This is a genomic window from Burkholderia sp. LK4 (genome assembly GCF_001043615.1).
Classification (GTDB): Bacteria; Pseudomonadota; Gammaproteobacteria; order Burkholderiales; family Burkholderiaceae; genus Burkholderia; species Burkholderia cepacia.
In genome coordinates, this window is the sequence record NZ_LDUL01000052.1 from 15,120 (window position 1) to 38,826 (window position 23,707).

A 23,707-nucleotide genomic window follows, 5' to 3' on the forward strand; every position below is an offset into this window, starting at 1 on the left:
GGACCTTCGCCACGTACAGGACCTCATGGACATTCTCTTTATCGCCGACCCGCTCGAGCGCTTCAAGATCTACAAGGATTCGACCTACGCGATGATGGCCGAGGCCGCGCGGCGCGGGCATGCGGTGTACGCGTGCCAGCCGCACCAGCTCGCATGGACGGGGAGCGGTGTCGAGGCGGACGTGCAGCGCGTGACGATCGTCGGCGACACGGCCGACCTGCACCGCGAACCGTGGTACGAGGCGGCCGCTCACGAGTCGCGTGCGCTGACGTCGTTCGGCGCGGTGCTGATGCGCAAGGATCCGCCGTTCGACATGGAATACGTAACGGCCACGTGGATGCTCGAGCTTGCCGAACGGGCGGGCGCGCGTGTGTTCAACAAGCCGCAGTCGATTCGCGATCACTCGGAAAAGCTCGCGATCGGCGAGTTTCCGCAATTCGTCGCGCCGACGCTCGTCACGCGCGATGCGGCGCGCCTGCGCGCCTTCCACGCCGAGCACGGCGACGTGATCGTGAAGCCGCTCGACGGGATGGGCGGGATGGGCGTGTTCCGCGTGAAGGCCGACGGCATGAACCTCGGTGCGATCATCGAGATGCTCGGCCATGACGGCACGCGCTCGCTGATGATCCAGAAGTTCATTCCCGAGATCAAGGCCGGCGACAAACGCATTCTGCTGATCGCGGGCGAGCCGGTGCCGTATTCGCTCGCGCGGATTCCGCAGGGCAGCGAGGTGCGCGGCAATCTCGCGGCGGGCGGGCTCGGGGTCGCGCAGCCGCTGACCGCGCGCGATCGCGAGATCGCCGACACGCTCGGGCCCGTGCTCGCGGCGCGCGGGCTGTTGCTGGTCGGCCTCGATGCGATCGGCGACTGGCTGACCGAGGTGAACGTCACGAGCCCGACGTGCTTCCGCGAGATCATGGAGCAGACGGGCTTCGACGTCGCCGCGATGTTCATCGACGCGCTGGAGCGTGCGGCCGCGTAGGCCGTCTCCCGCGCAACCCCGGCGGCGGCCGCGCAGGTCCCCCGTCGCCGGAGCAGCTCGACCGGCCTGCTACAATGCCCGCTTGCCCGGTGCCGCGATCGCGCACCAAAGGCCCGGCGGTCGGGCCGAAACTGTTGCAAGGCTGACCATGAAACGTTTCCCACACTCGCTACGCTCATTGCCCCGCCGCGGGGTATCGGCCCGCCAGGGGCGGCCGGGAGCGATCTGACATGGCCGGGATCCTGATCATCGCGCACGCCCCGCTCGCCACCGCGCTGCGGGACTGCATCGCGCACATCTATGGCGGCGTGCCCGCCCGCATCGGCTGTATCGACGTGATGGCGGACAGCGATCCGGCCCAGGTGATGGCGTTCGCGCATGCGGAGCTCGCGCGGCTCCGGGAAGACAACGGCGTGGTCGTGCTGACCGACATGTACGGCGCGACGCCGGCGAACATCGCCGGCCAGCTCGCGAAGCTCGACAACGTGCGCGTGCTGGCGGGCGTGAACCTGCCGATGCTCGTGCGGGCCGTCTGCTACCGCACCGTGCCGCTCGACAAGCTCGTCGACAAGGCGCTGTCCGGCGGCGCGAAGGGCGTCCACGAAGTGTCGGCCGGCACGCCGCCGCCGCCGACGGAAACCGGCTGCGGCCAGTGCGCGCCGATTCCGCCGGAACCGCAACCGCGCACCGAGTCGCACTGATTTCCCGTTTTCCGTTTTAGACAGCACCGCCGGCGCGCGCCGCCGGCGATCCCGACCGACCCGACCGAGAATCATGCTTCAACAAGAAACCACCATCGTCAATAAATTGGGGCTCCATGCGCGTGCATCGGCCAAGCTTACGCAACTGGCCGGCAACTTCCAGTCGGAAGTCTGGATGACGCGCAACGGGCGCAAGATCAACGCGAAGAGCATCATGGGCGTGATGATGCTGGCGGCGGGCATCGGCAGCACCGTGACGATCGAGACCGAAGGGCCCGACGAGCGGGAAGCGATGGACGCACTGCTGAAACTGATCGCGGACAAGTTCGGCGAAGGCCAGTGATCCGCGCGCGCCGCGCACGGGATCGTTGCCGTTTCCAGTCAGAATGCCGCGGATTCCGCGGCATTTTTTTCGTCGGAAGCATTGATGCGGAATGCGCAATGCTGCGGTGCATGCAGTCAGCGGGGAGTCGCGGAATTTATAATCGCTAACCGGGGTCATAAGCGCATCGCAGCAGTGTGCCGCGGCTTTACTTGTACAGAGGAGGTGCGCGTGTCCTTCACGCTGCATGGCATTCCCGTCTCACGAGGTATCGCGATCGGGCGAGCGTACCTGATCGCGCCGGCGGCGCTCGACGTCGCCCATTACCTGATCGACGCAAACCAGACCGATGCCGAGGTCGAGCGCTTCCGCACGGCGCTCGATGTCGTGCATCACGAACTCGAGGCGCTGCGCGCCGACCTGACCGACGACACCCCGAGCGAGGTCGGTGCATTCATCGACGTCCACGCGATGATCCTGGGCGACGAGATGCTCGTGCAGGAAACCATCGACCTGATCCGCACGCGCCGCTACAACGTCGAGTGGGCGCTGACCGAGCAGCTCGAGCTGCTCACGCGTCACTTCGACGACATCGAGGACGAATACCTGCGCGAGCGCAAGGCCGACATCGAGCAGGTGGTCGAGCGCGTGCTGAAGGCGCTCGCCGGTGCACCGTCCGCGTCGCAGGCGCTCGACCGCGCGGCCGCGAACGGCACGAACGAGATGATCGTCGTCGCGCACGACATCGCGCCGGCCGACATGATGCAGTTCAAGTCGCAGTCGTTCCAGGCGTTCGTCACCGACCTCGGCGGCCGCACGTCGCACACGGCGATCGTCGCGCGCAGCCTCGGCATTCCGGCCGCGGTCGGCGTGCAGCACGCGAGCGCGCTGATCCGCCAGGACGACCTGATCATCGTCGACGGCGACCAGGGCATCGTGATCGTCGATCCGGCGCCGATCGTCCTCGAGGAGTATTCGTACCGGCAGTCCGAGAAGCTGCTGGAGCAACGCAAGCTGCAGCGTCTGAAGTTCTCGCCGACGCAAACGTTGTGCGGCACCAAGATCGACCTGTACGCGAACATCGAGCTGCCCGACGACGCGAAGGCGGCCGTCGAGGCCGGCGCGGTCGGTGTCGGGCTGTTCCGTTCCGAGTTCCTGTTCATGCATCAGAAGGAGATGCCGGAAGAGGAGGAGCAGTTCGCCGCCTACAAGCGGGCCGTCGAGTGGATGAAGGGCATGCCGGTGACGATCCGCACGATCGACGTCGGCGCGGACAAGCCGCTCGAGGCGCTCGACGAAGGCTACGAGACGGCGCCGAACCCCGCGCTCGGCCTGCGCGCGATCCGCTGGAGCCTGTCCGAGCCGCAGATGTTCCTCACGCAGTTGCGTGCGATCCTGCGTGCGTCCGCGTTCGGCCAGGTGAAGATCCTGATCCCGATGCTCGCGCACGCGCAGGAGATCGACCAGACGCTCGACCTGATCCGCGAGGCGAAGCGCCAGCTCGACGACGCGGGGCTCGCGTACGATCCGAACGTGCGCATCGGTGCGATGATCGAGATCCCGGCCGCGGCGATCGCGCTGCCGCTGTTCCTGAAGCGGTTCGATTTCCTGTCGATCGGCACGAACGACCTGATCCAGTACACGCTCGCGATCGACCGTGCGGACAACGCGGTCGCGCACCTGTACGACCCGCTGCACCCGGCCGTGCTGCACCTGATCGCCTACACGTTGCGCGAAGCGAAGCGCGCGGGGGTATCCGTGTCGGTGTGCGGGGAGATGGCGGGCGACCCGGCGCTCACGCGCCTGCTGCTCGGGATGGGGCTCACCGAGTTCTCGATGCACCCGAGCCAGCTGCTCGTCGTGAAGCAGGAGATCCTGCGCGCACACCTGAAGGCGCTCGAAAAGCCGACGGCCGACGTGCTCGCCGCGTTCGAGCCGGAGGAAGTGCAGGCCGCGCTGCAGCGCCTGTCGGTTGCCGAGCCGCGCGCGGATGCGGCCGCATAGGCGCCCAAGCCGCCGCTGAAACGGTAGCGAAGTGTCACCACGCATGCGCCGCCTGGCGCATGCCCGTCGCGCGTCAGTGCCGGCCCCCGCACACGGGGCAGTCGGCCTGGCGCGCGATTTTCATCGTCGTCCATTCCATCCGCAGCGAATCGAGCATCATCAGCCGCCCGTTGAGCGTCTTGCCGATGTCGCCGATCACGCGCAGCGCCTCGGCGGCCTGCATCGCACCGATGATCCCGACCGTCGGCGCGAACACGCCCATCGTCGCGCACGCGACCTCCTCGAACGGCTGGTCTTCCGGAAACACGCATGCATAACAGGGCGCGGCCGGGTCGCGGAAATCGAACGTGCTGATCTGGCCGTCGAAGCGCAGCGCGGCGCCCGACACGAGCGGCACGCCGTGTGCGACGCACGCGCGGTTGATCGCGTGCCGCGTCGCGAAGTTGTCAGTGCAGTCGAGCACGACGGTCGCGTTCGGCACGTGCGCGTCGAGCCATGCGTCGTCGACGCGTGCGGCGACCGCATGCACCTTCACCTCGGGGTTCAGTTGCGCGAGCGTGTCGCGCCCCGATTCGACCTTGCTGCGGCCGACCGAGGCCGTCACGTGCAGGATCTGCCGCTGCAGGTTCGTGAGATCGACCGTGTCGGCGTCGACGAGCGTGATCGTGCCGACGCCCGATGCCGCGAGATACATTGCGGCGGGCGAGCCGAGGCCGCCCGCGCCGACGACGATCGCATGCGCATCGAGAAAGCGCTGCTGCGCCTCGATGCCGATTTCGTCGACGAGGATGTGGCGGGAGTAGCGAAGGAGTTGATCGTCGTTCATGGGGGGAGTCGTGGGCGAAGCGGCGGACGTGTCGTTATTTTAGGCGCGCATGAAAAACGGGCCATCGCGGTCTTCCCGCGATGGCCCGTCGGATGCCGGCCGGCGCTTACTTCGGCGCCGACGCGGGCTTCGGTGCGGAAGCCGGCTTCGCGCTTGCGCCCGATGCCTTCGGGGCCGTGGCGGCCTTGCCGGCCGTGGCCTTCGTGCTTTCGGCGAGCAGCGACTTCGATTCCTGCACCGGCTTGCCTTCGAGCTTGTTGAGCGCCTGCTGCATCATGAAGTCGTCGGCGCTGCCGAACTCGATCGGCTTGCGATCGCGATCCTTCTGGCGCTGCTCCGGCGTCTTCTTGTCGTTCTGCTCTTCGAGGACGCGCAGTTGATCCATCCGGCGCTGCTCGCGCTCTTCCTGTTCCTTCTTCTCGTTCGGATCCTGCGTGTTCGCGAGGTGGTTCGTGTAGTCGACCTCGCGCGTCACGAGCACGTCGTCCGGATCGCCGTCCGCGTACTGATCGACCGGCACGTCCGGCGTGATGCCCTTGTTCTGGATCGAACGGCCGCTCGGCGTGTAGTAGTACGCGGTGGTCAGGCGCAGCGCGGTGTCGGCCGTCATCGGGCGGACCGTCTGCACCGAACCCTTGCCGAACGTCGTCTTGCCCATGATCTGCGCGCGCTTCGAATCCTGCAGCGCACCGGCGACGATTTCCGACGCGGATGCCGAATAGGCGTTCGTCAGCACGATCATCGGCACCGTCTTGAAGACCGGCGGCAGGTTCTTCAGCGGATCGCCGTCGAAGGACGGCAGGCGATAGTTGTCGTACGTATCGCGGTAGACCTGCTTCGAATCGGGGATCTGGCCGTTGGTCGACACGACGACGGAGTCGGGCGGCAGGAACGCGCCGGCCACGCCGACCGCGCTCTGCAGCAGGCCGCCGCCGTTGTTGCGCAGGTCGAGGACGAGGCCCTTCAGGTTCGGCTGCTGGCGTGCGATGTCCTGCAGCTTCTGCGCGAGATCGGGCGTCGTGCGCTCCTGGAAGCTCGTGATGCGGACATACGCATAGCCCGGATCGAGGATCTTCATCTTCACGCTCTGGACCTTGATGATCGCGCGCGTGACGGTGACCGGGAACGTGCGGTCGTCGCTCTTGCGGAAGATCGTCAGCGTGACCTTGGTGCCCGGCTCGCCGCGCATCTGCTTCACGGCCTTGTCGAGCGTCATGCCGCGCACGGGCTTGTCGTTGATGCGCGTGATCAGGTCGCCCGGACGGATGCCGGCGCGGAACGCGGGCGTATCTTCGATCGGCGAGATCACCTTGACGAGGCCGTCTTCCTGCGAGATCTCGATGCCGAGACCCGCGAAGCGGCCCTTCGTCTGCTCCTGCAGCTCGTCATAGTCGGTCTTGTCGAGGAACGACGAGTGCGGGTCGAGGCTCGACACCATGCCCTTGATCGCGGCCGTCAGCAGCTTCTTGTCGTCGACCGGTTCGACGTACTCGCGCTTGATCTGTCCGAAGACTTCCGCGAACAGGCGGAGCTGGTCGAGGGGAAGCGGCGCCGTGGCGGTCTGCTCGGCCGATGCGGAAACCTGCAGCGTGGCGAACACGCCCGTGGCAAGGCCCGCGGCAATCAGGCCGATGTTCTTCAATTTCATTCGCATAGAGATCTGGTGCGGTCGGGAAGCGCGTGGCGGTAGCGGGGATGATGTAGCGGACAAGTATAACTGTTCGTCCGATAACTCAGTGGAACGGCGCGAAAAGCGTCGAACAGGCCCGGAGCCGGCCCGGCGGGGCGCCGCCGGATGCGCTGCGGGTTCGAAAGCGGTTTCGACAGCGCCGGGGCCGCGAAGGTTCGCGCGGCGCTCGCGACAAGGGCCTGGGGCGGGGCCGGACGGGCCGCAGCGGACGCCGCCCGCCCGGTTCGCCCGGCCGACGGGCGTCAGCCCGCCTTGCCCTGCTTCGCGACGGCGGCCTGCGCCTGCGCGATCGCGTCCTGATCGCCGAGGTAATAGTGCTTGATCGGCTTCAGGTTCTCGTCGAGTTCATACACGAGCGGCACGCCGTTCGGGATGTTCAGGCCGACGATGTCGCTGTCCGAGATGCCGTCGAGGTACTTGATCAGCGCGCGCAGCGAGTTGCCGTGCGCGGCGATCAGCACCTGCTTGCCGGCGCGGACCGCCGGGGCGATCGACTCGTTCCACAGCGGCAGCACGCGCGCGACCGTGTCCTTCAGGCACTCGGTGAGCGGCAGCTGCTCGCGCGGCACCTTCGCGTAGCGCGGGTCGTTGAACGGCGCGCGTTCGTCGGTCGGCTCGAGCGCGGGCGGCGGCGTGTCGTAGCTGCGGCGCCACACGAGCACCTGGTCGTCGCCGAACTTCGCCGCCGTTTCCGCCTTGTTCAGGCCCGACAGCGCGCCGTAGTGGCGCTCGTTCAGGCGCCACGAGTGGACGACCGGCAGGTACATCAGGTCCATCCGGTCCTGCACGTGCCACAGCGTGCGGATCGCGCGCTTGAGTACCGACGTGTACGCGATGTCGAACGTGTAGCCGGCCTCCTTGAGCAATTCGCCGGCCTGGTAGGCCTCGTTGCGACCCTGTTCGGTCAGGTCGACGTCGACCCAGCCGGTGAAGCGGTTTTCCTTGTTCCACGTCGATTCGCCGTGGCGGATGAGAACGAGTTTGTACATGGATCTTGCGGTCGGTAGTGATAGGGAAGCGGGGCGCGTCGTACGGGACCCGACCGGGGCCCGCCATCGCGCAAGACGGTTATTTTATAATGGCGGGATTGTCCTCATCCGATTTCTCTTTTTCCGGCGGAATTCCGTGACGTTCTTTACCGATTACACCAACCTGGCCCTTATCGCGATCCTGGTGGTATCCGGCGGCCTGCTGGCCTGGCCCGCGCTGCGCCGCGGTCGCGGCGGCCTGTCGGCCGCAGAGGCGACACAACTCATCAACCGCCGCAACGCGGTCGTGATCGACGTGCGCGCCGCGTCCGACTTCGCGGCCGGCCACCTGCCGTCGGCCCGTCAGGTCGCGGCGGGCGAGATCGGCGCGAAGATCGCGCAGGTCGCGAAGAACAAGAGCACGCCGGTGCTGCTCGTCTGCCAGAACGGCCAGCAGTCGCAGAAGGCGGCGCGCGAGGTCGAGGCGGCGGGCTACGCCGAGGTGCACGTGCTCGAGGGCGGCGTGGCTGCCTGGCAGCAGGCCGGGATGCCGGTCGTCAAACAAGGAGTGGCGAAGTGAACAAGGTTTTGATGTACAGCACGCAGGTGTGTCCGTATTGCATCCAGGCCGAGCGCCTGCTGAAGCTGCGCGGTGTCGAGCAGATCGAGAAGGTGCTGATCGACCGCGATCCGGCCCGCCGCGACGAAATGATGTCGCGCACGGGGCGCCGCACGGTGCCGCAGATCTATATCGGCGACACGCACGTCGGCGGCTACGACGATCTGTCGAAGCTCGACCGCGAAGGCGGGCTCGTTCCGCTTCTGCAAGCGGCCTGATTAGGGCAGAATGGCCGCCGGCCGCGCCGCGGCTTGGGCGCGCAGGATTCATCCGTGGCGGCCGGCGCGAAGCCGGGCCGCCCCGTCACCACTTTTAGGGAAACACCATGTCCGACGTCGAAAACCAACCGTTCTTCAACATCCAGCGCGTCTACCTGAAGGATATGTCGCTCGAGCAGCCGAATTCGCCGGCGATCTTCCTCGAGCAGGACATGCCGTCGGTTGAAGTCGAAGTCGACGTGAAAGCCGACCGCCTCGCGGAAAGCGTATTCGAAGTCGTCGTGTCGGGCACCGTCACCGCGAAGGTGAAGGACAAGGTCGCGTTCCTGATCGAAGCGAAGCAGGCCGGCATTTTCGACATCCGCAACATTCCGGACGAACAGCTCGACCCGCTCGTCGGCATCGCGTGCCCGACGATCCTGTTCCCGTACCTGCGTTCGAACATCGCCGACGCGATCACGCGCGCGGGCTTCCCGCCGATCCACCTGGCGGAAATCAACTTCCAGGCGCTGTACGAACAGCGTCTCGCGCAGCTTCAGCAGCAGGCCGGCGCCGCAGCAGGCGCGCCGAACGGCACGACGCTGAACTGACGTTTTGCTCGGAGGACCGGTGCTGGGTATGAAAGTAGCCGTTCTCGGCGCCGGTGCCTGGGGCACCGCGCTCGCGGGCCATCTGGCCGCGCGGCACGATACGCTTCTGTGGGCGCGCGATGCCGCGCTCATCGCCGGGCTGCAGGCCCGGCACGAAAATTCCCGCTATCTGGACGGCATCGCGCTGCCTGACGCGTTGCGCTACGACGCCGATCTCGGCGCCGCGCTCGCGCACGGCGCCGCGGACGACGCTCTGTGCGTGATCGCCGCGCCGGTGGCCGGGCTGCGCACGCTGTGTCACGCGATGCGCGCTGCGGGCTGCGTGCCCGCGCACATCGTCTGGGTCTGCAAGGGCTTCGAGGCCGATACGCATCTGCTGCCGCACCAGGTGATCGCGGCCGAGCTGCCCGAACAGCACAGCAACGGCGTGCTGTCGGGGCCGAGCTTCGCACGCGAGGTCGGGCAGTCGCTGCCCGTCGCGCTGACGGTGGCGAGCACGTCCGCCGAATGCCGCGAGCGCACGCTCGCTGCGTTCCATCACGGCGCGATGCGGATCTATACGGGTGACGACGTGGTCGGCGTCGAGGTCGGCGGCGCGGTGAAGAACGTGCTCGCGATCGCGACCGGTATCGCCGACGGCCTCGGCCTCGGGCTGAACGCGCGTGCCGCGCTGATCACGCGCGGCCTCGCCGAAATGTCGCGGCTGGGCGTCGCGCTCGGCGGCCGTGCGGAAACCTTCACGGGCCTGACCGGCCTCGGCGACCTGATCCTCACCGCAACGGGCGACCTGTCGCGCAACCGCACGGTCGGCCTGCAACTGGCGGCCGGCCGCACGCTGAACGACATCCTCGGCGCGCTCGGCCACGTGGCCGAAGGCGTGCGCTGTGCGCAGGCCGTGCTGGCCATCGCGCGGGCGCAGTCGATCGAAATGCCGATCACCGAAGCCGTGTGCGGCGTGCTGTTCGACGGCATCGCGCCGCGCGACGCCGTCAGCGGCCTGCTGCGGCGCGACGCGCGCGCCGAATAGCGCGGCCGGGCGCGGCCGGGCGCCGCCTGGCGCCGTGTTCGCCGCGGGCGCGCGGCGTCAAAGCGCGCTACGCTTGAACAGTCTCCGGCGTTCCGGGAGGTTGTCATGCTGCAGATCCATTCCACCACGCTCGATGCGCAGGTCGTCGACATCACGACGCTCGATGTCGACGCGATCGTCAACGCCGCGAACGGCTCGCTGCTCGGCGGGGGCGGCGTCGACGGCGCGATCCACCGCGCGGCCGGCCCCGGCCTGCTCGCCGAGTGCCGCACGCTCGGCGGCTGCGACACGGGCGACGCCAGGCTCACGCGCGGCCACGGGCTGCCGGCGCGTTACGTGATCCATGCGGTCGGGCCCGTGTGGCATGGCGGCGGGCGCGGCGAGGCCGACCTGCTCGCGTCGTGCTACCGCCGCGCGATCGAGCTGGCCGAGGAGGTCGCGGCGACGTCGATCGCGTTCCCGGCGATCAGCTGCGGAATCTATCGTTATCCGGCCGAAGAAGCCGTCGACATCGCCGTGGGCACCGTCGCCGAAATGTTGCCGCAGGCGCCGAACCTCGCGCGCGTGGTGTTCGCGTGCTTTTCCCCCGACATCTACGACCTGTACCGCGCGCGGCTCACGCGGATGTGACGCCTTCCGCGGGGCGGGAGGCGCCGTCCCGGGTCATGCGCCGCCTTCGAACCCGGCCTGGCGCCACGCCTCGAACACGACCACCGCGACCGTGTTCGACAGGTTCAGGCTGCGGTTGTCCGGCCGCATCGGCAGGCGCACGCGCTGTTCGTTCGGGAAGCGCTCGAGCAGTTCGGCGGGCAGGCCGCGCGTCTCCGAGCCGAACACGAACCAGTCGCCGGGCAGGAATGCATGATCGTGGAAGCGGCCCGAGCCGCGTGTCGTGAACGCGAACATTCGCGCCGGATCGGGCGTTTCCGCCGCGATGAACGCGTCCCAGTCGCGGTGTACGCGCATCTGCGCATACTCGTGATAGTCGAGGCCCGCACGGCGCATCCGCGCGTCGTCGAGCGGGAAGCCGAGCGGCTCGATCAGGTGCAGGTGCGCGCCCGTGTTGGCGCACAGGCGGATCACGTTGCCGGTGTTCGGCGGGATTTCGGGGGCGACGAGGACGACGTTGAACATGTTCCGGTTTGGCTGGGCCGGCCGGGGCGGCGCTACGCGCGCGTTCCCGGCCGGCCGGTTCGTGACGGCCGCCGCCGTGTCCGGTCGGTCGGCCTCTCTATCTAATTAATCCCTGGCGGTGCGCAGCGCAACCAGATTCGTCACGCGTGCGGCACCCGCCGCCTTCAGTGCGTGCGCGGCGGCCGCGAGCGTCGCGCCGGACGTCATCACGTCGTCGACGAGCGCAACGTGGCGGCCGGCGACGCCGCCCGCCACTGCGAATGCCGCGATCACGTTGTCGCGCCGTGCGTGCCGGTCGAGCCGCGACTGCGGCGCGGTGTCGGCGATGCGCGCGAGCAGCGCCGCATCCGCGCGCACCCCGAGCCGCCGCGCGAGCGGGCGCGCGATCGCCCACGCCTGGTTGTAGCCGCGCGCGACGAGCCGCCGGTGTGACAGCGGCACCGGCGCCAACAGGTCGAAGCCGCCGGCGCCGGGCGTATCGTCGATCAGCCGAGCGAGCCGTGCCGCGAACTCGGTGCCGAGCGCGAGTTGCCGGTGAAACTTCAGGCCGCGCGCGAGCCCGTCGAGCGGCGTGCGGTAATCCGCCAGCGCGAGCGTCGCATCGAACGGAGGCGGTGCCGCACGGCACGCGTCGCAACGGTACGCGGCCGCGCTGCCGGCGCCGGCGCGAGCGCCGCGAGGCCGGTGCGAACGCGGTTGCCCGATGCCCAGCGGTATCGCGCAGACGCCGCAGCGCAGCCGCGCTTCGTTCCAGTACGCGGCGTCGCAGGAGACGCAAATCATCGTGTGTGACAAATTGCCGCACAGTGCGCAGCGATTCGGCAGCGCGACCGCGGCGACGCGCGCGGCCAGCGCGCGAACCTGCGACAAAGCGACGCGCATCGTGCGCCGGGCGGAACTGCGGATCATCGCAACACTCCTGACACCCCGCCTCAATGAAGCCTGCTGGGCGAGCGAGTATACTTCGGGCTCTTCGCCAGTGTGCCCGACATGTCCCCAGCTTCGACTTCAACCGGCCGTCCGGCCAATGACGCAAGGCGCCTGCGGCGGATCTTCGACCGCCGCGCCGCCACGTTCGACGCGGTCGCGTTCCTGCCGCGCGAGATCGCGCAGCGGATGAACGAGCGCCTCGAATACATCAAGGTCAGCCCCGCGGCGGTGCTGGACGCGGGCTGCGGCCCGGGGGACGACCTGCCGGCGCTGCGCGCGCGCTTTCCGGAGGCACCCGTATTCGGCGTCGACCTGTCCGGCGCGATGCTCGCGCGAGCCGGTCAGCGCGAGGTCGAGCAGACGAGCTGGCGCCGCTGGCTGCCGGCCTCGCTCGGCCGTGCGCTCGGCCAGCGCGGCCCCCGCGTCGCCCAGGCCGACTTCGCCGCGCTGCCGTTCCCGGGCGGCGCGTTCGACCTGATCTGGTCGAATCTCGCGCTCCACTGGCATTCGCGTCCGGACACGGTGCTGCCCGAATGGCAGCGCGTGCTGCGCGTGAACGGGCTGCTGATGTTCAGCACGCTCGGCCCCGACACGCTGCGCGAACTGCGCGCGGCCTGCGCGGATGCGGAAGCGGCGCTCGGCATCGCGCCGCCCGCCGCGCGCGTGATCGATTTCGTCGACATGCACGACCTCGGCGACATGCTCGTCGAGAGCGGCTTCGAGATTCCCGTGATGGATCAGGAAGTGCTGACCGTCACCTACAAGACCCCCGATTCCCTGCTGGCCGACGTGCGCCGCTGGGGCGCCTATCCGTTCGAGCGCGAGGCGCCGCAGCGCGCGACCCGGCGCTTTCGCGCGGCGCTCGGCGACGCGCTGGAGGCGCGCCGGCGCGCGGACGGCACGATCGCCCTGACGTTCGAAGTGATCTACGGCCATGCGTGGAAGGCCGTGCCGCGCACGACTGCCGAGGGGCACGGGATCGTGCGCATCGAGGACATCGGAAAGGGGCGTCCGAAGAATCGGTAGAGCGGTAAAGAGGGGTTTTGTTATGTCTGAAATTAGCGGCGCAAAGCGGGGTCGAATTGGCGCCTGAAATGGCCGGAAAGCTTGTCGCGCTTGGCTTGCGGGGCGATAGCCGCTTGCTTGTGGATGCCATTGAACCCGCCTATAATGCGTCAGCTTGTCGTCCCGGGGTCCCCGCAATACGGGGCGACGAGTCCGATGCAGGCATGCATCGCATGCCATTCGCGTGAGGCGGCGATGGAAGCAGCGAGGGTTTTGGCGGAGACGACGAACGGCGAGCCGGTCCTCGAAGACTGGCTGATGAAACGCAATTGTTCGGCGTCGCCGCGCCAGTTCGTGCTGTTTTACGCGTCGCTCGCGGGCTTCTCGCTGGTGATCGCGACATTGCTGATGTGGCGGGGGGCCTGGCTCGTCATGCCCTTCACCGGAATCGAGTTGCTGGCGGTGGGTGTCGCATTTGCGATCTATGCTCGCCATGCGGTCGATTACGAACGCATCAGGCTGTATCCGCACCGGCTCGTGATCGAGCGGATGGATGCGGAGCGGCTCACGCAGATCGAATTCAACCCGCGCTGGGTGCGGGTCGAGCCGGGTGCGACGCCACGCGATCCGATTCGGCTGGTATCGCGCGGGCAGACCGTCGTAATCGGGCAGCATCTCGCGCAGTACAAGCGTGCGCAGTTCGCCGACGAACTGCGTGCATCGCTCAGGCGCTGCGGCTGACGAGGCGCGGGCACTGGCCGGAAACGGGCCGGGGGCTTGCGACGGGGGAGGGTTTGAATGGAAATTTTGGGTAAGGATGCTATGAAAACAATCAAGCGAGCCCTCACGGGCGTGCTGGCATGCAGCGGATTGCTCTTTGCCGGTGCCGCCCTGGCGGTCGGTGATAGCCCGGGCGGCCCCCGCGTCAACGAGATCAACTTTCAGCCGCCGGTCACGAAAATCGCCGAGGAGCTCTACGATCTCCACACGATGATGCTGATCCTGTGTACGGTGATCTTCGTCGGCGTGTTCGGTGTGATGTTCTATTCGATCTTCGCGCACCGCAAATCCAAGGGCCACAAGGCCGCCAATTTCCATGAAAGCACGACCGTCGAGATCATCTGGACGATCGTGCCGTTCGTCATCGTCGTGCTGATGGCGCTGCCGGCGACGAAGGCCGTCGTCGCGATGAAGGACACGACCAACGCCGATCTCACGATCAAGGTCACCGGCTACCAGTGGAAGTGGGGCTACGACTACGTGAAGGGCCCGGGCGAGGGCATCGGCTTCCTGTCGACGCTGTCCACCCCGCGTGACGAAGTGATGGGCAAGAAGCCGATCACCGACACCTACCTGCAGGAAGTCGACAACCCGCTCGTCGTGCCGGTCAACAAGAAGATCCGCATCATCACGACCGCGAACGACGTCGTCCACTCGTGGTACGTGCCCGCGTTCGGCGTGAAGCAGGATGCGATCCCCGGCTTCGTGCGCGACACGTGGTTCAAGGCCGACAAGGTCGGTACGTTCCGCGGTTTCTGTACCGAGCTGTGCGGCAAGGAACACGCGTACATGCCGGTCGTCGTCGAAGTCCTGTCGGACGACGACTACGCGAAGTGGGTCACCGCGCAGAAGGCCAAGCTGGCCGGCGCCGCAGTCGATCCGAACAAGGTCTACACGATGGCCGAACTCGTCGCGCACGGCGAGGAAGTCTACAAGGCGAACTGCGCGGCCTGCCACCAGGTGAGCGGCAAGGGCCTCGGCGCATTCCCGGCCATGGACGGCAGCCCGATCGTGAACGGCCCGATCGCCGGCCACGTCGAGCGCGTGCTGCACGGCAAGGGCGCGATGCCGTCGTGGGCGTCGCTGTCGGATCTCGACATCGCTTCGGTCGTCACGTACGAACGCAACTCGTGGGGCAACCACAAGAACGACCTGCTGCAGCCGAAGCAAGTGGCCGACGCGCGTAACGGCAAGATGCCGGAAGACGCGGCGGGCGCGGCAGCGGCACCGGCAGAAGCGGCTTCGGCACCGGCGCAAGCCGCGTCGGGCGCCGCTGAACAGCCGGCGGCGGCAGCGGCATCGGCCGCGCTGTCGACGATCTACTTCGAAACGGGCAAGAGCGTGCTGCCGGCCGACGCGAAAGCGGCGATCGCCGCCGCGGCCGACTATGCGAAGGCACATCCGGACGCGAAGCTCGCGCTGTCGGGCTTCACCGACAAGACGGGCTCGGCCGACGCGAACGCCGAACTGGCGAAGCATCGCGCGCAAGCCGTGCGCGACGCGCTGAAGGCAGCAGGCGTGGCGGAAGACCACATTATTCTCAAAAAGCCGGAAACGATCACGGGCGGGGCGGACGCGAAGGAAGCCCGGCGTGTCGAGATCGGGCCGGCGGCTTGACGTGTCGCTGAGTTAGTCGACGTATTCGCATTAGGAGATTCTCATGTCTAGCATCGGGCACGACGTAGCCGCGGACCACGCGCACGACGACCACGCGCACGAAATGCCGCACGGCTGGCGGCGCTGGCTGTTCGCCACCAACCACAAGGACATCGGTACGCTGTACCTGCTGTTCTCGTTCATCATGTTCCTGTCGGGCGGCGTGATGGCCCTCGGCATCCGGGCCGAGCTGTTCGAGCCGGGCCTGCAGATCATGCGTCCGGAGTTCTTCAACGAACTCACGACGATGCACGGCCTGATCATGGTGTTCGGCGCGATCATGCCGGCGTTCGTCGGCTTCGCGAACTGGATGATTCCGCTGCAGATCGGCGCATCCGACATGGCGTTCGCGCGGATGAACAACTTCAGCTTCTGGCTGCTGCCGGTCGCTGCCGTGCTGCTGGTCGGTTCGTTCTTCGCGCCGGGCGGCGCGACGGCCGCCGGCTGGACGCTGTACGCGCCGCTGTCGACGCAGATGGGCCCGGGCATGGACTTCGCGATCTTCGCGGTGCACATCATGGGTGCGTCGTCGATCATGGGCGGGATCAACATCGTCGTGACGATCCTGAACATGCGCGCACCGGGCATGACGCTGATGAAGATGCCGATGTTCGCATGGACGTGGCTGATCACGGCGTACCTGCTGATCGCGGTGATGCCGGTTCTGGCGGGCGCGATCACGATGGTGCTGTTCGACCGTCACTTCGGCACGTCGTTCTTCAACGCGGCAGGCGGCGGCGACCCGGTGATGTACCAGCACATCTTCTGGTTCTTCGGCCACCCCGAGGTGTACATCATGATTCTGCCGGCGTTCGGGATCGTGTCGCAGGTGATCCCGGCGTTCGCACGCAAGACGCTGTTCGGCTATAGCTCGATGGTGTACGCGACGGCTTCGATCGCGATCCTGTCGTTCATGGTCTGGGCGCACCACATGTTCGCAACGGGCATGCCGGTCACCGGCCAGCTGTTCTTCATGTACGCGACGATGCTGATCGCGGTGCCGACGGGCGTGAAGGTGTTCAACTGGCTCGCGACGATGTGGCGCGGCTCGATGACCTTCGAAACCCCGATGCTGTTCGCGATCGGCTTCCTGTTCGTGTTCACGTTCGGCGGCCTCACGGGCCTGATGCTTGCGATGGCGCCGCTCGACATCCAGTATCACGGCACCTACTTCGTGGTGGCGCACTTCCACTACGTGCTGGTGGCGGGCTCGCTGTTCGCGCTGTTCTCGGGCTGGTACTACTGGGCGCCGAAGTGGACGGGCTGGATGTACAACGAGACGCGCGGCAAGATCCACTTCTGGGCGTCGATGATCTTCTTCAACCTGACGTTCTTCCCGATGCACTTCGTCGGTCTCGCCGGCATGCCGCGTCGTTATGCGGACTACCCGGCGCAGTTCACGGACTTCAACCAGGTCGCGACGATCGGCGCATTCGGCTTCGGCCTCGCGCAGGTGTACTTCCTGTTCGCGGTCGCGCTGCCGGCCTACCGTGGCGGCGGCGAGCTGGAAAAGGCGTCGGACAAGCCGTGGGACGGCGCGACGGGCCTCGAGTGGACGGTGCCGAGCCCGGCTCCCTTCCATACGTTCGAGCAACCGCCGCACGTCGAATAAGTTTCACCCTGCGCTCCGCCGTTGCCTGCCGCGCAGGCAGGCGCGGCGGGCGCGGAATTGAAATGTCAGCGAAGTTTCAGATGAACCGGAATCCACAACAAAGACGAACGCCCGAGCAGATCCGCGCGGGCAACAAGCGGCTCGGCCTCATCCTGCTCGTCATCGCCGCCGTTTTTTTTGTGGGTGTCGTGATCAAGCAGTGGTGGCTGTCCACTCACTGATGCAGCAACAGACGCAGTAGCGAGGAAGTTGTCGTATGTCGAAGCCGGAAGAGGGCGCCGTCGATCGCGCGTTCAATCGTTCGATGCTGGTGAAGCTCTTCGTCGTGGCCGGGCTGATGTTCGGTTTCGGCTTCGCGCTGATCCCGATGTACCGGGCGATCTGCCAGATCACCGGCATCAACAACCTGGTGCAGCGCGATGTGAGCGAGCGCGAGGTGAAGAATTCGCAGGTCGACACCAGCCGCACGGTGTCGGTCGAGTTCGACGCGAATGCGCGCGGCCCGCTCGGTTTTAAACCGGAGCACAACAGCCTCGACGTGCATCCGGGTGAGCTGACGACGATCGTGTACGACGTAACGAACGGGCGGGGCAGGCCGGTCGTTGCACAGGCGATTCCGAGCTACGCGCCGAAGCAGGCGACGGAGTTCTTCAAGAAGATCGAGTGCTTTTGCTTTACGCAGCAGACGCTGGCCGCGAACGAATCGCGCAAGATGCCGGTGGTGTTCGTGATCGATCCGAAACTGCCGAAGGACGTGAAGACGATCACGCTGTCTTACACGTTCTTCGAGCTGAATACGCCGGCCACGCCGGCGCCGGCGCCGGGCAAGACCGCGGCGCAGGGCGCGGCGAAGCCGGACGCATGACGACGGAGGCGGGGCGATGACGGAGGTCAAGCGGGGCGGGTCGTTCGGTCAGGCGCTGAAGGCCGTGCTGTGGTCGTTCTTCGGGGTGCGCAAGCGGCGCGACCTGGAGGCCGACGCGACGCAGCTGAATCCGCTGCACGTGCTGATTGTCGCGTTGCTGGCGGCCGGTGTGTTCATCGGCGTGCTGATCCTGATCGTGCGTGCCGTCGTGGGCTGAGGTGCGCGGCTAGCGGCCCACGGCCACGAAAGAATGCAGTGCGCGGCGCCACGGCGCCGCGTGCAGGAAAGAGCGGTGGCGGTCACGCCGCGCAAGAAATAAAGCCGGAGCGGTTTCCGGTACACAAATTGGACAGAAGTGGAGAATCAAGCATGAGCGGTCAAAACCAGACCCCGTACTATTTCGTGCCGCATCCGTCGCACCATCCGATCAGTGCGGCCACCGGCCTGCTGGTCATGCTCGGATCGGCGGCGCTGTGGATCAACGGTCACGACTGGGCGCCGTTTACGGCACTGCTCGGCCTGCTGTGGTTGCTCTTCACGCTGTATCACTGGTTCGGCGACGCGATCGCCGAGTCGGAAGGCGGTCATTACGGCAAGAACGTCGACAAGTCGTACCGCTGGAGCATGAGCTGGTTCATCTTCTCGGAAGTCATGTTCTTCGGCGCGTTCTTCGGCGCGCTGTTCTATGCACGTGAAATCGCGCTGCACCAGCTCGGCAGCCTCGACTACAAGCTGATCTGGCCGGATTTCTCCGCCGTGTGGCCGAACGAAGGCCCGGCAGCACTCGCAGGTCACTTCAAGACGATGGGCCCGTGGCCGATCCCGACGCTGAACACCGCGTTCCTGCTGTCGTCGGGCGTGACGCTGACGATCTCGCACCACGCGCTGCGTGACGACCATCGCAAGAAGGCGATCGCATGGCTGGCCGCGACGCTCGTGTTCGGTATCTGCTTCCTGTTCCTGCAGGGCTTCGAGTACTACCACGCGTACAACGAACTGAACCTGACGCTGAACTCGGGCGTGTACGGTTCGACGTTCTTCCTGCTGACGGGCTTCCACGGTTTCCACGTGTTCCTCGGCGGCACGATGCTCGCGGTGGTGCTGGTGCGGATGATCCGCGGCCACTTCAAGCCCGATCATCACTTCGCATTCGAAGGCGCCGCGTGGTACTGGCACTTCGTCGACGTCGTCTGGCTCGGCCTGTACGTCGTCGTCTACTGGCTGTAAATGGAAAAACGGCCCGCGCAGCAATGCGCGGGCTGTTTTCATTGGTGTCGTGGGCGCGGCAGCGAGGCTGCGAGCGACACCACCCTGGCGCCGCCGCGACTCAGTCAGGCGGCGCTTTTGCTTGGTGGCGCGGCCGTGCGGCGAAATGTCACAGCGGCAGCCACGGCAACGGCATCAACGCCCGATCGGCAGGCCGGTCGAATGGATCCAGCCCATCCAGTTTGCGATCAGGATGAGCAGGAACAGCGAGACCGACAGCCCGACGCGGGTGGCGAGCGACCAGACCATGCGTTTCGTGTGGCCGCGGTCGTGCATCATGAAGTAGAGCGCCGAGCCCATGCTGGCAATGATGAGGACGAAGGCGATGGGAACGAGTATGTGCATGACACGAACCGGACGACGGCAATTCGGAAGGAAGAGGATAATTATCGCACTTCGCATTCCGGCACATGCCGGGCGGGCCGCATGATGAAGATTCGCTGGCTGCCTGCGCTGCTGATTCTCGTCGTCGTCGCGGTCACGATCCGTCTCGGTTTCTGGCAGCGCGACCGCGCGCACCAGAAGGAAGCGCTGCAGGCGAGCATCGAGCGCTACGAGCAGGCGGCGCCCATCGACGTCGGCGCGCAGCCGATGCCGCTCGCGTCGATCGAGTTTCACCGCGTGCGGGCGAAGGGCCGTTTCCTGCCTGAACAGGCGGTGTTCCTCGACAATCGGCCGTATAACGACCAGCCGGGTTTTTACGTCGTGATGCCGTTTAAACTCACGGGCGGCGGCGTCGTGCTCGTGAACCGCGGCTGGCTGCCGCGCAATATCGCCGATCGCACGGCGATCGAGCCGTTCGCGACGCCGACGGGCGACGTCGAGATCGTGGGCATCGCGCGTGCCGACGCGTCGCGTGCGTTCGAGCTCGGCGAAGGCGGGTCGGCGGCGCACCAGAAGATCCGGCAGAACCTGGACGTCGCCGCGTATGCGAAGGAAACCGGGCTGCCGCTGCAGCCGTTCGTGATCCAGCAGACGAGCGACGACGGCGACAAGCTCGTGCGCGACTGGCCGGCGGCGACGACCGGCGTCGAGCGCAATTACGGTTACATGTTTCAGTGGTGGGCGATGGCGGCGGCCGCGCTCGGCTTCGGCCTGTATGCCGCGCGGCGTGCGGCGAAGAAGTCGGCCGGCGCGTGAGCGCCATGCCAGGACGCGGCGCCGGCGCCGCGGGTTCGTTTCGAGAGGTCTGATTTGTCCATGCAATCTTCCCGTCAGGGTTCGGCCGCTGCGCCGATGTTGCCGGCGGCCCGCAAGCGCGGCCGCTGGATGCTCGTGCTGCTGGGTCTCGTGTGCGCGGCACCGATGATCGCGTCGTACTTCACCTATTACGTGATCAAGCCGAAGGGCGGCTCGACGAACTACGGCACGCTGATCGAGCCGCAGCGTCCGATCCCCGCGGATCTGCAGGTGACCGACGAAACCGGCAAGACCGTGCCGCTGTCGTCGCTGCGCGGCGTGTGGCTGTTCGTGATGACCGACCGCAGCGCGTGTGACGACGCATGCGCGCAGAAGCTCTATTTCATGCGCCAGATCCGCGTCACGCAGGCAGGCGAGCGGCACCGGATCACGATGGTGTGGCTGCGCAGCGATGCGGGCGCGATGCCGCAGAAGGTGCTCGACGCGTACCCCGACACGCGCCGGCTCGTCGCCGATCCGGCCGCGGTGGCCGCATGGCTGCCGGCCGATGCCGGCACGAAGGACAGCGACCACCTCTACTTGGTCGACCCGAACGGCAACCTGATGATGCGTTTCCCGAAGGATCCGAACCCCAGCAAGATCAAGTCGGACGTGACGAAGCTGCTGAAGTGGTCGAGCATCGGCTAAGGCAAGACGAGAGGCAAAGAACCGATGTCGTATCTACTGCAACTCGGCCTGATCGGCCTGTGCATCGCGCTGCTGCCGCTGTCGTACGTGTGGGTGAAGGCCGACGACAACAAGTTTCGCAAGCTGGTGTGGATCACCACCTTCCTGACGCTCGACCTCGTGATGTTCGGCGGCTTCACGCGGCTGACCGACTCGGGGCTCGGCTGCCCTGACTGGCCGGGCTGCTACGGCACGTCGTCGCCGTTCATCGCGCATGCCGCGATCACGGCCGCGCACCAGGCGATGCCGACAGGCCCCGTCAGCATGACGAAGGCGTGGATCGAGATGATCCACCGCTATTTCGCAATGGCGATCGGCGTGCTGATCATCGCGCAGGTCGTGATCGCGTGGTCCGCGAGGCTGCGCCGCCGCCCGCTGCACGTGTCGCCGTGGTGGCCGACGAGCCTGCTGCTGCTGATCCTCGTGCAGGGCGCGTTCGGCGCATGGACGGTCACGATGAAGCTGCAGCCGGTGATCGTCACGATCCACCTGCTGCTCGGCCTGACGCTGCTCGGCACGCTCGGGTGGCTTGCGGCGCGGCAGACGCCGCTGCCGTCGTACGATCCGGAAGCCGGCCGCTATCGCGCGGCCGCGCTCGCGGCGCTCGTGCTGCTGGTCGTGCAGATCGCGCTCGGCGGCTGGGTGAGCACCAACTACGCGGTGCTCGCATGCACCGACTTCCCGACCTGCAACGGCCAGTGGATTCCGCCGATGGACTTCCAGCACGGCTTCCACCTGTGGCGCGCGCTCGGAATGACGAAGGACGGCGACGCGATCACGCAGGACGCGCTGGTCGCGATCCACTGGACGCACCGCACGTTCGCATTCGTCGTGGTCGCGTATCTGGTCGCGTTCGCGCTGAAGATGCGCCGCTTCGAATCGCTGCGGCGGCCCGCGAACGGCGTGCTGCTGGTCGTCCTGCTGCAGTTCGTGACGGGCCTGACCAACATCGTGCTGCAGTGGCCGCTGCCGGTCGCCGTCGCGCACAACGGCGGGGCCGCGATCCTGCTGCTGCTCGTCGTCATGTTAAACTTTCGCATCCTTTCAAGCCGCCCCGGCCGTGTCGCGCAGCCTGCGCGCGACGCCGCCCCGGCGTGACCGCCCCCATGCAAAGCACCCTCTCCCAATCGCCCGGTAGCCGCTTTTCCCAGTACATGGCGCTGACGAAGCCGCGTGTCACGCAGCTCGCGGTGTTCTGCGCGGTGATCGGCATGTTCCTCGCGACGCCGGGCATGGTGCCGTGGCACGTGCTGATCGGCGGTACGGTCGGCATCTGGCTGCTGGCCGGCGCGGCGTTCGCGATCAACTGCCTCGTCGAACAGAAGATCGACGCGATGATGCGCCGTACCGCGTGGCGCCCGTCCGCGCGCGGCGAGATCACGACGCCGCAGATCCTGCTGTTCTCGGCCGTGCTCGGCAGCGTCGGCGCATGGACGCTCTACACGTTCACGAACCCGCTGACGATGTGGCTGACGATCGCCACCTTCGTCGGTTATGCGGTGATCTACACGCTGCTGCTCAAGCCGATGACGCCGCAGAACATCGTGATCGGCGGCGCGTCGGGCGCGATGCCGCCGGCGCTCGGGTGGGCCGCGGTCACCGGCGCGGTGCCGGGCGACGCGTGGATCCTCGTGCTGATCATCTTCGTGTGGACGCCGCCGCATTTCTGGGTGCTCGCGCTGTATCGCCGCAAGGACTACGAAAACGCGGGGCTGCCGATGCTGCCCGTCACGCACGGCGAGAAGTTCACGCGGCTGCACATCCTGCTGTACACGGTGATCCTGTTCGCGGTCACGCTGATGCCGTTCATCTCCGGGATGAGCGGGGCCGTCTACCTGACGAGCGCGGTGCTGCTCGGCGCGGTGTTCCTCGCGTATGCGTGGAAGATCCATCGCGACTATTCGGACGAACTCGCCCGCAAGGCCTTCCGCTACTCGATCGTCTACCTGTCGCTGCTGTTTGCCGCGCTGCTCGTCGATCACTATGCACGCCCGCTGCTCGGCGTGTAACCGCACGGTTTGAACGCAATGCTCCAATCACGGTTCGGGCGCCGCGCGCGCCAAGGCTGGATGCTCGCATGCGCATTCACGGCAGCGCTGCTGCTCGCCGGATGCGACAACGCGCCGAAATTCCAGAATCTCGACATCACCGGCAACACGCAGTTCGGCAGCGACTTCTCGCTGCCCGATACGGCCGGCAAGGTGCGCACGCTCGGCGATTTCAAGGGCAAGGCCGTCGTGATGTTCTTCGGTTATACACACTGCCCGGACGTGTGCCCGACGACGATGGCCGAGCTGTCCGAAGCGTTGAAGCAGCTCGGGCCCGATGCCGCGAAACGCGTGCAGGTGCTGTTCGTCACCGTCGACCCGGAGCGTGACACGCCGGCGCTGCTCGGCCAGTACGTGCCCGCGTTCGATCCGTCGTTCATCGGCCTGCGGCCGGCCGACGAAGCCGCGCTGAAGAAGGTCACGAAGGATTTCCGCGTGTACTACGCGAAGGTGCCCGGCAAGACGCCCGGCAGCTACACGATGGATCACACCGCCGCGAGCTACGTGTTCGACCGCGACGGCAAGCTGCGCCTGTTCGTGCGTGACGGCCAGGGCCCCGGCCCGTGGGTCCACGACCTGAAGCTGCTGGTCGACTGAC

General features: G+C 66.9%; 28 protein-coding genes. 22 read left to right on the forward strand and 6 right to left on the reverse strand.

Going from position 1 to position 23,707, the window contains the following annotated elements; translation table 11 throughout:
* The first annotated feature begins 25 nt into the window (after nt 1–25).
* The 4 genes from gshB to ptsP all read left to right on the forward strand — a co-directional run bounded on the left by gshB (nt 26) and on the right by ptsP (nt 4,009).
* Nucleotides 26–982, forward strand: coding sequence for a glutathione synthase (gshB, locus tag VK92_RS25590; RefSeq protein WP_027789051.1), 957 nt, complete (start codon nt 26–28; stop codon nt 980–982).
* A gap of 230 nt (nt 983–1,212) precedes the next feature.
* A complete protein-coding gene (locus VK92_RS25595; protein ID WP_021163157.1) occupies nt 1,213–1,683 on the forward strand; it encodes a PTS sugar transporter subunit IIA in 471 nt (156 codons plus the stop codon).
* Nucleotides 1,684–1,756: 73 nt separating this feature from the next.
* A complete protein-coding gene (locus VK92_RS25600) occupies nt 1,757–2,026 on the forward strand; it encodes an HPr family phosphocarrier protein (RefSeq protein ID WP_006477716.1) in 270 nt (89 codons plus the stop codon).
* A gap of 210 nt (nt 2,027–2,236) precedes the next feature.
* On the forward strand, nt 2,237–4,009 hold the full coding sequence (gene ptsP, locus VK92_RS25605; protein ID WP_021163156.1) for a phosphoenolpyruvate--protein phosphotransferase: 1,773 nt from the start codon (nt 2,237–2,239) through the stop codon (nt 4,007–4,009).
* 73 nt (nt 4,010–4,082) lie between these two features.
* Here ptsP and VK92_RS25610 read toward each other — a convergent pair whose 3' ends face one another.
* The 3 genes from VK92_RS25610 to gpmA all read right to left on the reverse strand — a co-directional run bounded on the left by VK92_RS25610 (nt 4,083) and on the right by gpmA (nt 7,514).
* Nucleotides 4,083–4,835: a HesA/MoeB/ThiF family protein gene (locus VK92_RS25610; protein WP_048025695.1), complete on the reverse strand. Its 753-nt coding sequence runs from the start codon at nt 4,833–4,835 to the stop codon at nt 4,083–4,085.
* Nucleotides 4,836–4,941: 106 nt separating this feature from the next.
* A complete protein-coding gene (locus tag VK92_RS25615; protein WP_021163154.1) occupies nt 4,942–6,489 on the reverse strand; it encodes a S41 family peptidase in 1,548 nt (515 codons plus the stop codon).
* 278 nt (nt 6,490–6,767) lie between these two features.
* Nucleotides 6,768–7,514, reverse strand: a complete 747-nt coding sequence (gpmA, locus tag VK92_RS25620; RefSeq protein WP_021164239.1) for a 2,3-diphosphoglycerate-dependent phosphoglycerate mutase — start codon at nt 7,512–7,514, stop codon at nt 6,768–6,770.
* Between the two features lie 136 nt (nt 7,515–7,650).
* On the opposite strand from gpmA, the gene VK92_RS25625 reads away from it, so the two are divergent.
* The 5 genes from VK92_RS25625 to VK92_RS25645 all read left to right on the forward strand — a co-directional run bounded on the left by VK92_RS25625 (nt 7,651) and on the right by VK92_RS25645 (nt 10,577).
* Nucleotides 7,651–8,073, forward strand: coding sequence for a rhodanese-like domain-containing protein (locus VK92_RS25625; RefSeq protein ID WP_021164238.1), 423 nt, complete (start codon nt 7,651–7,653; stop codon nt 8,071–8,073).
* Nucleotides 8,070–8,330, forward strand: a complete 261-nt coding sequence (gene grxC / locus VK92_RS25630; RefSeq protein ID WP_021164237.1) for a glutaredoxin 3 — start codon at nt 8,070–8,072, stop codon at nt 8,328–8,330. The genes VK92_RS25625 and grxC overlap by 4 nt, the downstream gene beginning before the upstream one ends.
* Before the next feature lie 107 nt (nt 8,331–8,437).
* Nucleotides 8,438–8,920, forward strand: coding sequence for a protein-export chaperone SecB (secB, locus tag VK92_RS25635; protein ID WP_011353285.1), 483 nt, complete (start codon nt 8,438–8,440; stop codon nt 8,918–8,920).
* A gap of 28 nt (nt 8,921–8,948) precedes the next feature.
* Entirely contained in the window at nt 8,949–9,947 is a 999-nt protein-coding gene (locus tag VK92_RS25640; protein WP_027789057.1) for an NAD(P)H-dependent glycerol-3-phosphate dehydrogenase, read from the forward strand.
* A 105-nt stretch (nt 9,948–10,052) separates the two neighbouring features.
* Nucleotides 10,053–10,577 (forward strand): O-acetyl-ADP-ribose deacetylase, encoded by a 525-nt coding sequence (locus VK92_RS25645; protein WP_048025694.1) that lies wholly within the window; start codon nt 10,053–10,055, stop codon nt 10,575–10,577.
* Nucleotides 10,578–10,610: 33 nt separating this feature from the next.
* On the opposite strand, the gene trmL is transcribed toward VK92_RS25645, so the two are convergent.
* The gene (gene trmL / locus VK92_RS25650; RefSeq protein ID WP_048025693.1) at nt 10,611–11,081 is read right to left on the reverse strand and encodes a tRNA (uridine(34)/cytosine(34)/5-carboxymethylaminomethyluridine(34)-2'-O)-methyltransferase TrmL; all 471 of its coding nucleotides are present in this window, start codon (nt 11,079–11,081) and stop codon (nt 10,611–10,613) included.
* Between the two features lie 105 nt (nt 11,082–11,186).
* The gene (locus VK92_RS25655) at nt 11,187–11,990 is read right to left on the reverse strand and encodes a ComF family protein (protein ID WP_048025692.1); all 804 of its coding nucleotides are present in this window, start codon (nt 11,988–11,990) and stop codon (nt 11,187–11,189) included.
* Between the two features lie 81 nt (nt 11,991–12,071).
* Here VK92_RS25655 and VK92_RS25660 point away from each other — a divergent pair, with 81 nt between their 5' ends.
* The 8 genes from VK92_RS25660 (at nt 12,072) to VK92_RS25695 (ending at nt 19,156) form a co-directional block, all read left to right on the forward strand.
* On the forward strand, nt 12,072–13,037 hold the full coding sequence (locus VK92_RS25660; protein WP_027789060.1) for a methyltransferase domain-containing protein: 966 nt from the start codon (nt 12,072–12,074) through the stop codon (nt 13,035–13,037).
* Nucleotides 13,038–13,232: 195 nt separating this feature from the next.
* Nucleotides 13,233–13,757, forward strand: coding sequence for a DUF2244 domain-containing protein (locus VK92_RS25665; protein WP_021163744.1), 525 nt, complete (start codon nt 13,233–13,235; stop codon nt 13,755–13,757).
* 57 nt (nt 13,758–13,814) lie between these two features.
* Nucleotides 13,815–15,413 carry a cytochrome c oxidase subunit II gene (gene coxB, locus VK92_RS25670; protein WP_048025691.1) on the forward strand — a complete coding sequence of 533 codons (1,599 nt, stop codon included), beginning with the start codon at nt 13,815–13,817 and terminating at the stop codon, nt 15,411–15,413.
* Nucleotides 15,414–15,456: 43 nt separating this feature from the next.
* A complete protein-coding gene (gene ctaD, locus VK92_RS25675; protein ID WP_021163746.1) occupies nt 15,457–17,064 on the forward strand; it encodes a cytochrome c oxidase subunit I in 1,608 nt (535 codons plus the stop codon).
* Between the two features lie 80 nt (nt 17,065–17,144).
* Nucleotides 17,145–17,285 (forward strand): cytochrome oxidase small assembly protein, encoded by a 141-nt coding sequence (locus VK92_RS42030; RefSeq protein ID WP_027789063.1) that lies wholly within the window; start codon nt 17,145–17,147, stop codon nt 17,283–17,285.
* 35 nt (nt 17,286–17,320) lie between these two features.
* Nucleotides 17,321–17,929, forward strand: a complete 609-nt coding sequence (locus VK92_RS25685; RefSeq protein WP_048025690.1) for a cytochrome c oxidase assembly protein — start codon at nt 17,321–17,323, stop codon at nt 17,927–17,929.
* 16 nt (nt 17,930–17,945) lie between these two features.
* On the forward strand, nt 17,946–18,146 hold the full coding sequence (locus VK92_RS25690; RefSeq protein WP_021163748.1) for a DUF2970 domain-containing protein: 201 nt from the start codon (nt 17,946–17,948) through the stop codon (nt 18,144–18,146).
* 152 nt (nt 18,147–18,298) lie between these two features.
* Nucleotides 18,299–19,156, forward strand: coding sequence for a cytochrome c oxidase subunit 3 (locus VK92_RS25695; protein WP_021163749.1), 858 nt, complete (start codon nt 18,299–18,301; stop codon nt 19,154–19,156).
* A gap of 174 nt (nt 19,157–19,330) precedes the next feature.
* Here VK92_RS25695 and VK92_RS25700 read toward each other — a convergent pair whose 3' ends face one another.
* Nucleotides 19,331–19,540 carry a twin transmembrane helix small protein gene (locus tag VK92_RS25700; RefSeq protein WP_011353273.1) on the reverse strand — a complete coding sequence of 70 codons (210 nt, stop codon included), beginning with the start codon at nt 19,538–19,540 and terminating at the stop codon, nt 19,331–19,333.
* Nucleotides 19,541–19,624: 84 nt separating this feature from the next.
* On the opposite strand from VK92_RS25700, the gene VK92_RS25705 reads away from it, so the two are divergent.
* From VK92_RS25705 to VK92_RS25725, 5 genes are read left to right on the forward strand one after another with little or no spacing between them, the layout of a single operon-like run.
* Entirely contained in the window at nt 19,625–20,335 is a 711-nt protein-coding gene (locus tag VK92_RS25705) for an SURF1 family protein (RefSeq protein WP_048025705.1), read from the forward strand.
* Nucleotides 20,336–20,395: 60 nt separating this feature from the next.
* Nucleotides 20,396–21,022, forward strand: a complete 627-nt coding sequence (locus VK92_RS25710; protein ID WP_048025689.1) for an SCO family protein — start codon at nt 20,396–20,398, stop codon at nt 21,020–21,022.
* Nucleotides 21,023–21,046: 24 nt separating this feature from the next.
* Nucleotides 21,047–22,159: a COX15/CtaA family protein gene (locus VK92_RS25715; RefSeq protein WP_021163752.1), complete on the forward strand. Its 1,113-nt coding sequence runs from the start codon at nt 21,047–21,049 to the stop codon at nt 22,157–22,159.
* 8 nt (nt 22,160–22,167) lie between these two features.
* Nucleotides 22,168–23,070, forward strand: a complete 903-nt coding sequence (gene cyoE, locus VK92_RS25720) for a heme o synthase (protein WP_006477738.1) — start codon at nt 22,168–22,170, stop codon at nt 23,068–23,070.
* 18 nt (nt 23,071–23,088) lie between these two features.
* Nucleotides 23,089–23,706 (forward strand): SCO family protein, encoded by a 618-nt coding sequence (locus tag VK92_RS25725; protein ID WP_042978155.1) that lies wholly within the window; start codon nt 23,089–23,091, stop codon nt 23,704–23,706.
* The last annotated feature ends 1 nt before the right edge of the window (nt 23,707 follow it).

What these genes read in the sequence shown, in the direction of transcription:
- cyoE (WP_006477738.1), top strand. Translation starts at nt 22,168, where the DNA reads ATGCAAAGCACCCTCTCCCAATCGCCCGGTAGCCGCTTTTCCCAGTAC.
- VK92_RS25690 (WP_021163748.1), top strand. Translation starts at nt 17,946, where the DNA reads ATGACGGAGGTCAAGCGGGGCGGGTCGTTCGGTCAGGCGCTGAAGGCC.
- VK92_RS25655 (WP_048025692.1), bottom strand. Translation starts at nt 11,990, where the DNA reads ATGATCCGCAGTTCCGCCCGGCGCACGATGCGCGTCGCTTTGTCGCAG.
- coxB (WP_048025691.1), top strand. Translation starts at nt 13,815, where the DNA reads ATGGAAATTTTGGGTAAGGATGCTATGAAAACAATCAAGCGAGCCCTC.
- VK92_RS25700 (WP_011353273.1), bottom strand. Translation starts at nt 19,540, where the DNA reads ATGCACATACTCGTTCCCATCGCCTTCGTCCTCATCATTGCCAGCATG.
- VK92_RS42030 (WP_027789063.1), top strand. Translation starts at nt 17,145, where the DNA reads ATGAACCGGAATCCACAACAAAGACGAACGCCCGAGCAGATCCGCGCG.
- VK92_RS25610 (WP_048025695.1), bottom strand. Translation starts at nt 4,835, where the DNA reads ATGAACGACGATCAACTCCTTCGCTACTCCCGCCACATCCTCGTCGAC.
- VK92_RS25640 (WP_027789057.1), top strand. Translation starts at nt 8,949, where the DNA reads ATGAAAGTAGCCGTTCTCGGCGCCGGTGCCTGGGGCACCGCGCTCGCG.
- VK92_RS25595 (WP_021163157.1), top strand. Translation starts at nt 1,213, where the DNA reads ATGGCCGGGATCCTGATCATCGCGCACGCCCCGCTCGCCACCGCGCTG.
- trmL (WP_048025693.1), bottom strand. Translation starts at nt 11,081, where the DNA reads ATGTTCAACGTCGTCCTCGTCGCCCCCGAAATCCCGCCGAACACCGGC.
- VK92_RS25685 (WP_048025690.1), top strand. Translation starts at nt 17,321, where the DNA reads ATGTCGAAGCCGGAAGAGGGCGCCGTCGATCGCGCGTTCAATCGTTCG.
- gshB (WP_027789051.1), top strand. Translation starts at nt 26, where the DNA reads ATGGACATTCTCTTTATCGCCGACCCGCTCGAGCGCTTCAAGATCTAC.
- ctaD (WP_021163746.1), top strand. Translation starts at nt 15,457, where the DNA reads ATGTCTAGCATCGGGCACGACGTAGCCGCGGACCACGCGCACGACGAC.
- VK92_RS25665 (WP_021163744.1), top strand. Translation starts at nt 13,233, where the DNA reads ATGCAGGCATGCATCGCATGCCATTCGCGTGAGGCGGCGATGGAAGCA.
- VK92_RS25715 (WP_021163752.1), top strand. Translation starts at nt 21,047, where the DNA reads ATGTCGTATCTACTGCAACTCGGCCTGATCGGCCTGTGCATCGCGCTG.
- VK92_RS25725 (WP_042978155.1), top strand. Translation starts at nt 23,089, where the DNA reads ATGCTCCAATCACGGTTCGGGCGCCGCGCGCGCCAAGGCTGGATGCTC.
- gpmA (WP_021164239.1), bottom strand. Translation starts at nt 7,514, where the DNA reads ATGTACAAACTCGTTCTCATCCGCCACGGCGAATCGACGTGGAACAAG.
- VK92_RS25645 (WP_048025694.1), top strand. Translation starts at nt 10,053, where the DNA reads ATGCTGCAGATCCATTCCACCACGCTCGATGCGCAGGTCGTCGACATC.
- VK92_RS25660 (WP_027789060.1), top strand. Translation starts at nt 12,072, where the DNA reads ATGTCCCCAGCTTCGACTTCAACCGGCCGTCCGGCCAATGACGCAAGG.
- VK92_RS25695 (WP_021163749.1), top strand. Translation starts at nt 18,299, where the DNA reads ATGAGCGGTCAAAACCAGACCCCGTACTATTTCGTGCCGCATCCGTCG.
- VK92_RS25710 (WP_048025689.1), top strand. Translation starts at nt 20,396, where the DNA reads ATGCAATCTTCCCGTCAGGGTTCGGCCGCTGCGCCGATGTTGCCGGCG.
- VK92_RS25705 (WP_048025705.1), top strand. Translation starts at nt 19,625, where the DNA reads ATGAAGATTCGCTGGCTGCCTGCGCTGCTGATTCTCGTCGTCGTCGCG.
- VK92_RS25600 (WP_006477716.1), top strand. Translation starts at nt 1,757, where the DNA reads ATGCTTCAACAAGAAACCACCATCGTCAATAAATTGGGGCTCCATGCG.
- VK92_RS25615 (WP_021163154.1), bottom strand. Translation starts at nt 6,489, where the DNA reads ATGCGAATGAAATTGAAGAACATCGGCCTGATTGCCGCGGGCCTTGCC.
- secB (WP_011353285.1), top strand. Translation starts at nt 8,438, where the DNA reads ATGTCCGACGTCGAAAACCAACCGTTCTTCAACATCCAGCGCGTCTAC.